Source organism: Rhizobium sp. WSM1328 (assembly GCF_057653715.1).
Genome location: NZ_JBYGKO010000002.1, coordinates 115773 through 128625, shown reverse-complemented (window position 1 = coordinate 128625; position 12853 = coordinate 115773). Strand labels below are relative to the sequence as shown.

Here is a 12853-nt window from a genome sequence, read left to right as displayed (position 1 = left end):
TTTCTCCTCAGAGTTTGGCGGCGCATTTGGCCAGGATGTCGAGGTAACCTTCGACATTCCAGGCCGAACGGCCGATGAAGAGCCCGTCGATATGCGGGCTCGAAATCAGTTCTTCGCAGTTCTGCGGGTTGACCGACCCACCATAAAGGCAGGGGATCTTCCGGCCCAGCACCGTTTCGGCAACGGCGATGATTTCAGACTGGCGGGCATCGGCATAATCCGCAGTCGCCGGAATGCCTTTCTCGCCGATCGCCCAGACCGGCTCGTAGGCGAGCAGGATTTCGGCGCTTTTCTGGGCGCCCGAAAGTTTCGAAAGCGCGCCGCGCACCTGGATCGCGAGGATTTCGGCAGCCTTTCCGCTTTCGCGGTCGGAAAGCGTCTCGCCAATGCAGATCAGCGGAACGAGACCGTGGCGAACGGCCGCTTCAGTCTTCAGACCCACAGTCTCGTCGGTCTCACCAAAATGTTCGCGCCGTTCCGAATGACCGAGCTCGACGAGATCGAGATTGCAGTCCTTCAGCATTACCGGCGAGACTTCGCCGGTCCAGGCACCCTGGTCGGCCCAATGCATGTTCTGGGCGCCGACCTTCACCGAGGTTTTGGCAAGCATCGCCTTGACCTCGCGCACGGCGGTGAAAGACGGAATGACGAAGCGCTGGATACGCGGGTCGCGTGCGGCGTCGGCAGCTTCGAGACCGCGGGCGAAGTGTTCGGCTTCAGCAAGCGTCTTGTTCATCTTCCAGCTGGTGCCAATCCAGAAGCGCGGCTTTTCGGTCATGTCGGATCCTGCGTTGATGCGATGGTGAGCGTAATGCCCGCCTGCTCGAATTCTTCCAGGACAGCAGCATCTGGTGCGCTGTCGGTGATAATCGCGTCGAAGTCGGCCAGGTCCGCCATGACATGCAGGGCGGTGTGGCCGATGCGCTGATGGTTGACCAGAAGGCAGGTCCTGGTCGACGACGCGATCATCGCCCGTTTGGCGCGCACGACGTTATCGTCCATGTGATAGGCGCGCCCGCCGCTGACGGCGGGCGTTGAAATGAAGGCGATGTCGGCCCTCAGCCGCGACAGTGCCTCCTCGGTGACGACGCCGAGATAGGCGTTGAATTTCGCCGAATAGATACCGCCAAGCGCGATCAGCGCGATGCCGGCTTCGCCTTTCAACCGCTCCATGATCGCCGCGTTGTTGGTGATCAAGGTCAGCGGCCGCTTCTGCAGCAGCATTTCGCCGAGCACGGCCGCCATCGAGCCGTCATTTACCATCACCGTCATCCCCGGTTCGACCAGTTCCAGCGCGGTCTGAGCCATAGCCAGCTTGGCTTCGTTGCCCTGGCGTTCGCGAATGCGGAAGTCGCTTTCGAACTGCGTTCCGGCGTCAATGGTCGCGCCGCCGCGAACCTTGCGCAGGACGCCGGCCTGCTCGAGATCGTCGAGATCGCGATGGATCGTCATCTTTGACACGGTGAAGCGATCGGCAAGGTCGTCGAGATCGACGATCTTGTTTTCGACGAGCAGGTTGACGATCAACTGCTGCCGCTCTTCCCGCCTCATCCCGGTCTCCACCCTCGTTTGATGTTAAGATAACGGAGTATGCGTGATAATCAACATTTATTATGTTATTTTGCGATCAAATATTGTTGCTTTCGATCGTTACTTCAGCAGCGCCTGTGCGGTTCGTTCGTCGGTGATCAGCCCGAAAAGACGGCGGCTATTCAGAATTGCCCGAATGGCCGGCACCTTCGACTGCCCGCCCGCAAGCGCCACAAGCCGCTCTTTCTTCGTCTTGGGGAAAGACGCAGAGAGCGTGCGCGCCGTCAGCGCAGTGTCGAGGATGTGGCCGTCGGCGTCGAAAAAATGTCCGAGGATTTCGCCGACGCCGCCTGCGGCAGCGATGTCGTCGATTTCACCGGGTTCGACCATCCCGGACAAAACAAGCTGCGCCTCGGCATCGACAGTTCCCAGGCCGACGAGCTTCAGATCGGCATTGTTGGCAAGATCGAAGACCTCCTTGACGGCCCGCTGCGCCTTCAGCACTTCGCGGTCCTCGCCGGTATTGGCGAAAAAGGGAACCGGCATGACATAGGCATGGGCGCCGGTCTTTTCGGCGATGCGATGCATCACGTCATAGGGATTGGCGCCGTAGTTTCGTGTGAGCCCGCCAAGCAACGAGACGAAGCGCAGGTTCTTCGCGCTTACCCTCGGCATATATTGGACGGCGGCGGAAAGCGTGCGGCCATGACCAAGGCCGATGACGGTATTGTCGCCGCGCTCGATCTCGCGCTTGAGATAGCCGGCGCCGGCATGGCCGAGTGCGCGCAGCGGCAAGCCTTCCTCGCCGAGATCGGGTGCGACCTCGCAATATTGAAGCCCAAACCGTTCCGAAAGCCGCATCTCCAGTTCGACGCATTCGACGATATCCCCGTCGATGGTAACTTTGACGACGCCATCGGCAACCGCTCTGGCGATCAGGCGATGGGCCTTTACCGACGGAACGCCGAGGCGGCGAGCAACGTCGGACTGCGTCAGGCCACCGGCATAGTGAAGCCAGGCAGCACGCACGGCAAGCGTATCATCGGCGTCCGTCATCACGGCTCCCTTTCGAAGGTCATGCGGCGATTCCGCCGTATCACAGTGCTGCCTTTTAAAGATCTCCGCCTCAGATGTTCAAGTCAGAGACGCCGGTGTCGATATGCGGCGCCCAGAAGGCGACGCTTTCGGCAATCTGCGGAATGACCTGGCGATCGTTCGGTTCGCGTTCCTTGAAGGAGAGTTCCAGGCAGATTTCATTGTCCTTCGCCCCACCTTCGGCCAGCGCCTGGAGCAGAGGTGCCGGCTGAATGTGGCCTTTGGCGTTGAATTCGGCGGTAAAGGGCCGGTGCCCGCCCTTGTCCATCAGGCTCTGTTTGATGTGGATGATCGGCGATACCGGCGGGACGGCGCGTGCCCAGGCATAGGGGTCGTAGTCGTCGGGATCGGCGGAAGTGATGTCGCCATGATCGATATCCGCCATCATCCACATCGGGATAGCCATCCCGGCGCCTGTTAGACGCTCCTGCAGCGACAGGCAAGCGCCGATCGTCTCGCCGAACTCGCGGCCGATGCTCATCGGCTCCCAGAACAAGTAGGAGAGGCCTGCGGCGCGCGCATGATCGGCGACATCGGCCCAACAATCGATGGCGATCTTGATCAGTTCCTCGCGTCTGGCCGGATCGTCGAAGTCCTTATAGGTGAAGATCGCAAATTGCGTGCCGACCGAATGGCCGCCGAGATCGGCGGTGATGTCGGCAAAGGTCTTGAACCAGTCGACGTAGTAGCGGCGCACATCGGCATCCGGATGTCCGAAATGGTTGAGGCGCCCATAGGGGCCCGTCATGCCCGAGGTGACCCGCACGCCGGTGCGATTCAGTGCAGCGCTCATCGTGCGCGTCAGGCGGCTGATCACGGGCGCCTGCCAGCTCGGATTGATGAACTCGTGGGTCAGTTGAAGGTCGCGGATCCGCAGGTCACGCGCAACCGTATCGATCAGATCGTCTGGGTCGGCGAAGCGGTTCACCAGCGGATTGGTATTGAGCGAAAGGGTCAGCGGCATGGCGGCATCCTTCAGGCGGCGGCAAGGCGGGTTGAAGCAAACCACTCGCCAAAGGCCGCGCGCTCCGCTTCGTTCAGATGGAGGTAGTGTTTGGTGCGGCGATAGAGGATGTCGTCCGCCGTTTCGGCCCATTCCGTGGCGACGAGATAGCGGGCCTCGGCCTCATAGAGCTGTCCGCCGAAATGCCGTCCGAGCCCTTCTATGCCCGTCGCACCGGCAACCACATTCCTGGCGCGGGCGCCATAGAGACGGCCGTAGTGATGCACGAGCTTGCGCGGCATCCAGGGATAAATATCGCGCAGGCTGTTGGCGAAGCTCTCGTAATCGGCATTCGGAATCTCGCCGCCCGGCAGCGGCGCTTTCTCAGTCCAGTCGCCTCCCATATTCGGGAAAATATGCTTGAGACGCTGCATGCCGCGTTCGGCAAGCTCGCGGAATGTGGTGATCTTGCCGCCGAAGACGTTGAGCAGCGGAGCGCCGCCTGTCTCGTCGAGATCGAAGACATAGTCGCGGGTAACGGCGGACGGGTTGCCCTTGCCATCGTCAAACAGCGGGCGCACGCCGGAGAAGCTGTGCAGCACGTCGTGGCGACGCAGCTTTTCCTTGAAGTAGCGATTGACCGCCTTGAGCAGATACTCGATCTCCGTCTCGTCGGCGGCGACATCCTCGGCCCGGCCTTCGTAGGCGATGTCGGTCGTCCCGATCAGCGCCTTGTCGCCCTCGTAGGGATTGATGAAAATGACGCGTTTGTCGTGGTTCTGCACCAGATAGGCATTGGCGCCTGCCCAGAACTTCGGCACGATGATGTGGCTGCCCTTGACGAGGCGGACATTGCGGCCGGAGTTCGAACCGGCGACGCGATTGATGATGTCCATCACCCAGGGGCCGGCGCAGTTCACCAGACATTTGGCACGGAAGGTTCGCATCTCGCCCGTGGCGTTGCTTTTCGTGACCACGGTCCAACCGCCATTCTCGCGACGGGCCGACACGGCCGGCGAGCGGGTGAGAACCAGAGCGCCGTTTTCCGCTGCGCTGACCGCGTTCAAGGTCACGAGGCGGGCGTCGTCGACCCAGCAATCGGAATATTCAAAGCCGCGTGTGTATTGATCGAGGATCGGCGTGCCTTCCGGGTCGCGGAGCAGGTTGAGCGTGCGGGTCCCGGGCAGCTTCTTGCGGCCGCCGAGATGATCATAGAGGAAGAGGCCGAGCCGCACGAGCCATGCTGGGCGATCCTCCGGGCTGTGCGGCAGGACGAAGCGCATCGGCCAAATGATATGCGGCGCGGCGTTGAGCAGCACTTCACGCTCGATCAGCGCCTCACGCACCAGGCGGAATTCGTAATATTCGAGGTAACGCAGGCCGCCATGCACCAGCTTGCCCGAGCGCGACGAGGTTCCCTGGGCTAGATCGTCCTTTTCGCACAGCACGACCTTCAGGCCGCGGCCGGCAGCATCGCGTGCTATCCCCGCGCCGTTGATGCCTCCGCCGATGATGAAGAGATCCAGGAGTTCGGGTTCGGTCATGTCATGCTCCTTCGATGCCTGCTGCATCAGAATTGCGCGCCCACCGGCGACGTCGTTGCGGCTGCGGCAAGCTTGTCCCAGGCGGGCGCCATTGCCTGGCGCACATCGGTATAGGCAGAAAAGAGCCGGTCGAAGCGGTGGGCCTCGCTGGCATCCGGTGTCTCCGGATCGCCAAGCAGCGGCGTCACCCAGTCGGCAATGCAATCGTCCATGCTGGAATAGACGCCGACAGCCACCGCGGCCATCATCGCCACGCCGGCCGCCCCCGTCTCCTCGCGGCGCGACTGGCGGATCGGTGCGTTAACGGCGGCCGAGAGTGAACGGCGAAGGGCGACGGAGCGTGTTGCCCCGCCTGTGACCCGCAGTTCTTCGGGCATCGCACCCATCGCCGCGTAGCAGTCGCGAGTGGCAAGACCCAACCCTTCGACCACGCTGCGCAGCAGGTCAGGGAAGCCGTGACGCATCGAAAGCCCAGTGAAGCCCGCGCGCGCATTGGCGTTGACGAAAGGCCCACGTTCGCCCGCCTCGGAAATGTAGGGGTGGTAAAGTACCGACCCCGGTCGGCTTTCTGCAAACCAGCCGTCAATGCGTGCAATGAGGTCTGCATGCAAAGCAGGCTTGCCTGCCTCGGCCATCAGATAGGCGGCGACATTAAGGATCCAGTCGATGTTGATCGTGGCGCCCATATTGGTCTGGACCTGAGTGACGATGCCGGGGATAGGCAGGGCGATCACATAGCCGGTGCCCTCGCGATTGAGCTGAACGTCGGCAACGGACTTGGCGCGCAAATGCACGCCGGTGGAGCCGATCGTCGAGCAGGCAGCGTTGCGAGCGCCGCTGCGCACACCTGCACCAAGCGCCGTCATCACCATGTCGACATAGCCGAGGCAGACCGGCGTTCCGGCAAGAAGCCCGCAGGCCTTCGCCGCCTCCGATGTCAGCGGGTGACTGATCTCGCTGCCGTCGATGATTTCGGGCAGGAGCCCGCGCCTGTGGTCAAGGCCGAGCGCGTCGATGACGACGGCATCATACTGGCGCGTCCTGAAATTGCCAAAGGTGAAACTTGCCTCCGATGGATCGGTTGCCCGCACGCCTGTTAGGTTGAGATAGAGCCAGTCCTTGCAGTGCAGTGCCGTCTCCGCCCGATCGAGAAGATCCGGCGTGAAGCGGTCCATATGGGCGAGTTGCGCACCCTGCTGGCAAGTGTTGAGGCCGGTGCCGGTCGCCTCGAAGCGGGCACGATTCTGCGTTCCGCCGGCGAGTGCCGTAACCGTCGTTGCGGCGCGCGCGTCGAGCCATAGCCAGGCATCGGCAACCGGCCTATTGGCGCGGCCGACGAGCCAGGTGCCGTCGCCCTGTCCGGTGACGGCGATGGCTGCGGTGCGTGACGCAAGATCGGGGACTTTTTCGCCGAGACCAAGCAACGCGCTGGCGCAATCGAGCCAGGTCTGATCCAGCGACTGCGTTGCCGACCCATCGTCTCCGGTGGCGTATCGGTTGCGAACGGAGGCCGTGGCGATCTGGCGGCCGGACAGATCGAAGGCGACGGCCTTGATGACCGAGGTGCCGGCATCTATGCCAATGATGATCTTCTGGGTCGATGTCATCGCAGGCCTATCTCGCCACCACCGCAAGCGCCGCGGCGGGCAATACGCGCATCAAATTCATCTGAAGTCCTCCCGATCCCTAAACTCTCTGGGATGATGCATCCGGCTGCCAACGTCGGCTCGTCCATGGGCAACGGCAAGCGCGCCGCTTTTGACAAATCCCAGACGGCGCGCAGCTGAAACCTCCCTGAGCTCGCTCGAAAAGATAACATAAAGATACCACAATGCCAGTAAGATTTTTCTAGCGATGTAATTTTTTTCATCTAAAATAGAAGAGCAAGGAGTTTGCTTGCGCGCCGTCGCGCCAGCGGGGGGCGGCATCAAAAGCGGCAGTGCACGCAATGTTTCATCTGTCGTATATTGCATTAAAAACATATGGATGGCGCCACTTTGCGGCTGAGTGACAAATGTCAAAATGTCTGCATTTTCCGTCGCTTTTTGCTGCGCTGCAGCGTGATGACCAAGATGTGAGGTCGTGCATTCCAGTCGAGTTGCCGCGAAAGTGCCGTTGACAGCTGATAAAATATATAACATCATTTACGGCATAACTAACATACTTCTATCACGGAATGCGCTTCCTGATGGAGAATTTGCAGGCCCAGGCGGTTGGAGGAGACAGCCGCCGGTCTTGTTGAGGAGGCTTCCAATGCGAATATTCGTCCAGAGTTGCGCTCTTGCGGGTGGCCCGCCGGTTTCTGATCCGGTGCGGCGCAATGCTCCAGGCCGCCTGCGATCATCATCTCGCTAGCCCTCTCCATCTTGCCATTCCAAGCCAAAGGCCGTCCGGACATGAGTACCTCACCCGATCATGCAGCATCAAAGCCGAGCAGCGGCAATCGCGGGCTCCTTGTCAGCGCGGCGTTGGCGGTCATCGTCGTTGCAGCGATCGCCTTCGACACGACGGTGGTCAAGATCGGCTCCGAAAACGATGTGCGCCAGCAGGCATTCTCTCCGGAAACCTTCGGCGCCGAGCAATTCCCGAAGATCAAAGCAAATGTCGAGGAGCGGGCGATTGCAGCCGCCGATCTCGCGGCCGCCATTGCCGCCGACAAGAAGGCGGCGGCCGAGAAATACGGCACTGCGACGAGCACCGGACCGGTCATTCCCGTCACGCTGACCGGCGTTTTCGGCGCCCGCAAGTCGAACACCAACGAAATGAAGATCGATGGGTTGCCTCCCGAGACGGTGGTCCGTGTCCAGACCGGCCCTGCGGTCAACGGCACGGACCTCCGCGATGCAACCGGCACCATCGAATTCGGCCAGTTTACCAACCAGATCCAGTATCAGGATGCCGGCTCGGCCATCAATAACGAGATGAAGAAGGCGGTTTTTGCGGGCCTGGATGCTGACGCCCTGGACGGAAAGCAGGCGACCGTGGTCGGCGTCTTCAAGCTCATCAACCCGAAGAACTGGCTGGTCACGCCGGTGAAGGTTGAGCTCAAATGAGCCAGCCGCAACGCAACAACGGGCCGAAAGGCGAGGTCGTCCTCGCCGCCCGCAATATCGCAAAATCCTACGGCAGCGTTCACGCCCTCAAGGGAGTGAACTTCGACATCCATCGCGGCCAGGTCACAACGCTGTTCGGAGAGAACGGCGCCGGCAAGTCGACCTTGATGAAGATCCTTTCGGGTGTGGCGCAGCCAAGCTCCGGCGAGATCATTCTCGACGGCTCACCGATCAGCTTTAGCTCATCGACCCATGCGCGCGAGTGCGGGATCTCGATCATTCACCAGGAGCTCAGCCTGGCCCCCAATCTGAGTGTCCGCGACAATATTTTCATGGGCCGGGAGATCATCAAGGGCGGTGTCGTCGACTTCGCTGAAGAGGAGCGTCAGACCCGGGCGCTGATGGAAGAGCTCGAGGAAGACATCGATCCGCTGACGCGCGTCGAGGATCTTCGCCTCGGCCAGCAGCAGATCGTCGAGATTGCACGGGCACTCTCCGTCAATTCGCGCATCCTGATCATGGACGAGCCGACCTCGGCGCTGAGCGCGACGGAGGTGGAAGTGCTCTTCAAGGTCATCCACGACCTGACGAGCCGCGGCGTGTCGATCGTCTACATATCGCATCATCTGGAAGAGGCGCTGCAGATCACCAATCACGCCGTCGTTCTGCGCGACGGAAACATGACGGCCTATGCCGAGCGCAAGGATATCGATCTCGAATGGATCGTCCGCAACATGGTCGGCGAGAATTTCGACCTTGGCAGCCCACCGGAGGATCACCCGTTCGGAAACGTCTCGCTTTCCATCGAAAACCTCAGTGTCCCCGGTCCCTCCGGCGCTGCTTATAATGCAGTCGATCGTCTGTCTCTCAAGGTGCGTGCCGGCGAAATCGTCTGCATCTACGGGCTGATGGGGGCGGGGCGCACGGAACTGCTCGAGTGCATTGCCGGACGTCTGCGCGCAAGTGGCGGACAGGTTCTGCTCGAAGGACAGGACGTCAGTGCGCTCAGCATCGCCAGGCGCATTGCCAGCGGTCTCGTGCTCGTGCCCGAAGATCGCCAGCGCGACGGCCTCGTCCAGACGATGACGGTCGGCTCCAATCTGTCGCTTGCGAGTATCCGCGCCTTCACCAAAGGGCTTTTCACCTCCGGCCATCGGGAGCGCGATCTCGTCAATGACGCGATCCGGCGGGTGCATGTGAAAACCGATGGCGGTGCGGCTTCGATCGGCTCGCTCTCCGGCGGCAACCAGCAGAAGGTCGTCATCGGCAAGATGCTGGCAACCCAGCCGAAGGTCATCCTGCTTGATGAGCCAAGCCGCGGCATCGACATCGGCGCCAAGGCGGAAGTTTTCAAATTGCTCGCGGAGCGCGCCAAGCAGGGATTGGCGGTCATCTATTCGACGTCCGAAGTCAATGAATGCCTGAGTATCGCACACCGCATCATCGTCATGCACCGCGGCAGGATATCGGCCGAGTTCGGCTCGGATGTCACCAAGGAAAAGATCATGGCCGCCTCCGGCGAAGCCGTGATCGCGCACTAGCCTGGATTATGGAGCACTGATTATGTCAGTCACGAACGTCACCGAAAAGAAATCAGTTTCCAGCGGGCCGAAGCGCAACACCAATATCGTGCGTCTCATCCTGGAGGGCCGGGCCTTCTTCGCGCTGATCGTCATCATCGCGGTCTTCTCGTTCCTGTCGCCCTATTACTTCACGCTGAACAACTTCCTGATCATGGCGTCGCACGTCGCGATCTTCGGCATTCTGGCGATCGGCATGCTGCTCGTTATCCTCAATGGCGGCATCGATCTGTCGGTCGGCTCGACACTGGGGCTTGCGGGTTGCATTGCCGGTTTCCTGATGCACGGCGTCACGCTCACCTATTTCGGCGTCATCCTCTACCCGCCGGTCTGGGCCGTCGTCGTCATCACATGTGCGCTCGGCGCGCTGGTCGGTGCGGTCAACGGCGTGCTGATCGCCTATCTCAAGGTGCCGGCCTTCGTCGCCTCGCTCGGCGTGCTCTACGTCGCCCGCGGTATCGCGCTCTTGATGACAAACGGCCTGACCTACAACAATCTCGGTGGCCGTCCGGAACTCGGCAATACCGGCTTCGACTGGCTCGGCTTCAACCGCCTCGCAGGCATTCCGATCGGCGTCATCGTGCTTGCGGTTCTCGCCATCATTTGCGGCATCGTGCTGAGCCGCACCGCCTTCGGCCGCTGGCTCTACGCCTCAGGTGGGAACGAGCGTGCTGCCGATCTCTCCGGCGTTCCGGTGAAGCGCGTGAAGATCATCGTCTATGTGCTTTCGGGCGTCTGTGCCGCAATCGCCGGCCTGGTCCTCTCCTCGCAGCTGACCTCCGCCGGCCCGACGGCAGGCACAACCTACGAGCTGACGGCGATCGCAGCCGTGGTCATCGGCGGCGCGGCGCTGACCGGCGGCCGCGGTACGGTTCGCGGCACGATGCTCGGCGCCTTCGTCATCGGTTTCCTTTCGGACGGCCTCGTGATCATCGGTGTCTCGGCCTACTGGCAGACAGTATTTACCGGCGCTGTGATCGTTCTCGCCGTCCTCATGAACAGCATCCAATACGGCCGCCGGGTCAAATCGTCCTGACGGCTGAGACCGAAACTTATCCACGACGGCAGCCTGGAGTCCAGAAAGCCGATTGGGGAAAGCAACGCCGGGTCACCGGCAATAACTGAGCTCACGAATGGGAGAGAGACTATGTTTAAGAAAGGCATGCGCATACTTCTGGCCGCCGCGGCCGTAGCACCGCTTCTGGCAAGCTCGGCTTGGGCAGCGGGCATGATGACGATCATCGTCAACGATCCGTCGAATCCCTATTGGCTGACGGAAGGCAATGTCGCCAAGGCAACCGCCGAGAAGCTCGGCTATACGGCCTCGGTCAACGCCCACAAGGGTGACACCAATACCGAAAGCAACCTGATCGATACGGCGATCACCAACAAGTCGGTGGCGATTATCCTCGACCCGGCAAACGCCGACGGTTCCGTCGGTGCGGTCAAGAAGGCCGTTGCTGCCGGCATCCCGGTCATCCTCGTCAACGCCGAAATCAACCAGGAAGGCCTGGCCAAGGCGCAGCTTGTTTCCAACAACGCACAGGGCGCCGCCCTCGGCGCACAGCAATGGGTCGAAGCAATCGGCGACAAGGGCAACTATGCCGAACTGTTCGGCGCTCCGTCCGACAACAACGCGGCAACGCGGTCGAATGGCTACGAAACTGTCCTTTCGCAGTATCCGGATCTGAAGAAGGTCGCCAAGGAAGTTGCCAACTGGGACCGCACCCAGGGCCACAACAAGATGCAGTCCATGCTGCAGGCCAACCCGGATATCGTCGGCGTCATCTCGGGCAATGACGAAATGGCGCTTGGTGCGATTGCCGCACTCAAGGAAGCCGGCAAGCTCGCCAATGTGAAGGTCGGCGGCTTCGACGGTTCACCGGATGCCGTTGCTGCCATCAAGGCGGGCGAACTCCAATACACCGTCCTCCAACCGGTTGCCGTCTTTTCCGAAGAAGCGGTCAAGCAGGCCGACAATCTGATCAAGACGGGTAACACGGGTGCCAAGAGCGAGAAGCAGCTCTTCGATTGCCTGTTGATCACCAAGGACAACATCGACAAATACACTGGCCCGTTCGTCCTGTCGCAGTAAAACGGTAAAGGGCGCTCGCAAGAGCGCCCTCATTTTCATGCTCGAAGCTATGGCCGGCGGTCCAACCGCCAGTTGTGTTTCGCCTTTTTGCCTTGGCGCGGCAATCGCTGTACGAAGCTGGGATCCATTATTCAGCGACAGGGGTGACCCGTGACACAGAAGACCAGCCGGGACGACGATCTGTTGGACCAGCTCACCAGCGACAGCCGGCAGACGCGCCAGATTGCGCGCCGCCGCATGATTGCAGAAGCCGTGATGGGTGAAGGCTCGATGCGGATTGAAGACCTGACCGACCGCTTTGGGATCAGCCTGATGACGGCTCACCGCGATGTCGATGAACTCGTCAGCCGCGGCCTCTTCAGGAAGACACGCGGCATCGTCACTGCGGCGGCGACCAATCTCATCGAATCCAGCGACGTCTACCGCTCCAACCGCCAGTCGGCGGAAAAGAAGCTGATCGCCGAGGCGGCAATGCAATTCGTCGAACCGGGACAGGCGATCTTTTTCGATGACTCGACCACGGTACTTCAGATGGCGGCGCATTTGCCTTCGAAGGTACCGGTCACCGCAATTACCAATTCCCTGACCCTGATGAATGCGCTGACGGGCCTGCACGACGTGACGCTGCTCGCCCTCGGCGGCCAATATTACAATTGGTGCAATGCCTTCATGGGTCGCATGACCATCAACGAGATCAAGGCTCTCAGGGCAGATGTCGCATTCATCTCGATGTCGGCGATCAGCGATGGCACGGTGCTGCACCAGTCTCCCGAGACAGTCGATACCAAGCGCGCCATGTTCGACTGCTCCGTAAAGCGCATCCTGCTTGCCGATCATACCAAGTTCGAACGGCGTGCGCTCCACAGTTTCGCAGCACTGGATGAGTTCGACGTCGTTATCGTCGACGACAAGACCCAGCCGGTGCACATCGACCGCATGCGGTCCAGAGATATCAACGTGGTCATCGCCAAGGGCGCCGGAGGGCGCTCCTGACGGCGCCGGCCCGTTGCTCC

The 12853-nt window shown here is 61.1% G+C and carries 12 protein-coding genes; 5 read left to right on the top strand and 7 right to left on the bottom strand.

Features of this window, described 5'->3' with window-relative positions; genetic code table 11:
* Positions 1-7: 7 nt before the first annotated feature.
* The 7 genes from AC2444_RS24170 to AC2444_RS24140 all read right to left on the bottom strand — a co-directional run bounded on the left by AC2444_RS24170 (position 8) and on the right by AC2444_RS24140 (position 7256).
* The gene (locus AC2444_RS24170) at positions 8-778 is read right to left on the bottom strand and encodes a triose-phosphate isomerase (RefSeq protein WP_128449361.1); all 771 of its coding nucleotides are present in this window, start codon (positions 776-778) and stop codon (positions 8-10) included.
* Complete coding sequence (locus AC2444_RS24165; RefSeq protein WP_128449362.1) at positions 775-1551, bottom strand: DeoR/GlpR family DNA-binding transcription regulator; 777 nt, start codon at positions 1549-1551, stop codon at positions 775-777. Before AC2444_RS24165 ends, AC2444_RS24170 begins: the two co-directional genes overlap by 4 nt.
* Positions 1552-1650: 99 nt before the next feature.
* Positions 1651-2586, bottom strand: a complete 936-nt coding sequence (locus AC2444_RS24160; protein ID WP_027686361.1) for a sugar-binding transcriptional regulator — start codon at positions 2584-2586, stop codon at positions 1651-1653.
* 70 nt (positions 2587-2656) lie between these two features.
* On the bottom strand, positions 2657-3589 hold the full coding sequence (locus AC2444_RS24155) for a sugar phosphate isomerase/epimerase family protein (protein ID WP_128449363.1): 933 nt from the start codon (positions 3587-3589) through the stop codon (positions 2657-2659).
* 11 nt (positions 3590-3600) lie between these two features.
* Positions 3601-5112, bottom strand: coding sequence for a glycerol-3-phosphate dehydrogenase (locus AC2444_RS24150; RefSeq protein WP_128449364.1), 1512 nt, complete (start codon positions 5110-5112; stop codon positions 3601-3603).
* Between the two features lie 26 nt (positions 5113-5138).
* A complete protein-coding gene (locus tag AC2444_RS24145; protein ID WP_245461242.1) occupies positions 5139-6719 on the bottom strand; it encodes an FGGY-family carbohydrate kinase in 1581 nt (526 codons plus the stop codon).
* A 57-nt stretch (positions 6720-6776) separates the two neighbouring features.
* On the bottom strand, positions 6777-7256 hold the full coding sequence (locus tag AC2444_RS24140) for a hypothetical protein (RefSeq protein ID WP_206615921.1): 480 nt from the start codon (positions 7254-7256) through the stop codon (positions 6777-6779).
* Positions 7257-7508: 252 nt separating this feature from the next.
* On the opposite strand from AC2444_RS24140, the gene AC2444_RS24135 reads away from it, so the two are divergent.
* The 5 genes from AC2444_RS24135 to AC2444_RS24115 all read left to right on the top strand — a co-directional run bounded on the left by AC2444_RS24135 (position 7509) and on the right by AC2444_RS24115 (position 12833).
* Positions 7509-8165, top strand: a complete 657-nt coding sequence (locus AC2444_RS24135; protein WP_012755628.1) for a DUF2291 domain-containing protein — start codon at positions 7509-7511, stop codon at positions 8163-8165.
* Positions 8162-9706, top strand: coding sequence for a sugar ABC transporter ATP-binding protein (locus tag AC2444_RS24130; protein WP_012755627.1), 1545 nt, complete (start codon positions 8162-8164; stop codon positions 9704-9706). Before AC2444_RS24135 ends, AC2444_RS24130 begins: the two co-directional genes overlap by 4 nt.
* A gap of 22 nt (positions 9707-9728) precedes the next feature.
* The gene (locus AC2444_RS24125; protein ID WP_003562489.1) at positions 9729-10781 is read left to right on the top strand and encodes an ABC transporter permease; all 1053 of its coding nucleotides are present in this window, start codon (positions 9729-9731) and stop codon (positions 10779-10781) included.
* 111 nt (positions 10782-10892) lie between these two features.
* The gene (locus AC2444_RS24120) at positions 10893-11840 is read left to right on the top strand and encodes a D-ribose ABC transporter substrate-binding protein (protein WP_012755626.1); all 948 of its coding nucleotides are present in this window, start codon (positions 10893-10895) and stop codon (positions 11838-11840) included.
* Positions 11841-11990: 150 nt separating this feature from the next.
* Positions 11991-12833 (top strand): DeoR/GlpR family DNA-binding transcription regulator, encoded by an 843-nt coding sequence (locus AC2444_RS24115; protein ID WP_003562490.1) that lies wholly within the window; start codon positions 11991-11993, stop codon positions 12831-12833.
* Positions 12834-12853: the final 20 nt, after the last annotated feature.

Coding starts and splice junctions, on each gene's coding strand:
- AC2444_RS24150 (WP_128449364.1), bottom strand. CDS start 5,112: ATGACCGAACCCGAACTCCTGGATCTCTTCATCATCGGCGGAGGCATC.
- AC2444_RS24140 (WP_206615921.1), bottom strand. CDS start 7,256: ATGATGTTATATATTTTATCAGCTGTCAACGGCACTTTCGCGGCAACT.
- AC2444_RS24160 (WP_027686361.1), bottom strand. CDS start 2,586: ATGACGGACGCCGATGATACGCTTGCCGTGCGTGCTGCCTGGCTTCAC.
- AC2444_RS24155 (WP_128449363.1), bottom strand. CDS start 3,589: ATGCCGCTGACCCTTTCGCTCAATACCAATCCGCTGGTGAACCGCTTC.
- AC2444_RS24125 (WP_003562489.1), top strand. CDS start 9,729: ATGTCAGTCACGAACGTCACCGAAAAGAAATCAGTTTCCAGCGGGCCG.
- AC2444_RS24130 (WP_012755627.1), top strand. CDS start 8,162: ATGAGCCAGCCGCAACGCAACAACGGGCCGAAAGGCGAGGTCGTCCTC.
- AC2444_RS24170 (WP_128449361.1), bottom strand. CDS start 778: ATGACCGAAAAGCCGCGCTTCTGGATTGGCACCAGCTGGAAGATGAAC.
- AC2444_RS24120 (WP_012755626.1), top strand. CDS start 10,893: ATGTTTAAGAAAGGCATGCGCATACTTCTGGCCGCCGCGGCCGTAGCA.
- AC2444_RS24145 (WP_245461242.1), bottom strand. CDS start 6,719: ATGACATCGACCCAGAAGATCATCATTGGCATAGATGCCGGCACCTCG.
- AC2444_RS24135 (WP_012755628.1), top strand. CDS start 7,509: ATGAGTACCTCACCCGATCATGCAGCATCAAAGCCGAGCAGCGGCAAT.
- AC2444_RS24165 (WP_128449362.1), bottom strand. CDS start 1,551: ATGAGGCGGGAAGAGCGGCAGCAGTTGATCGTCAACCTGCTCGTCGAA.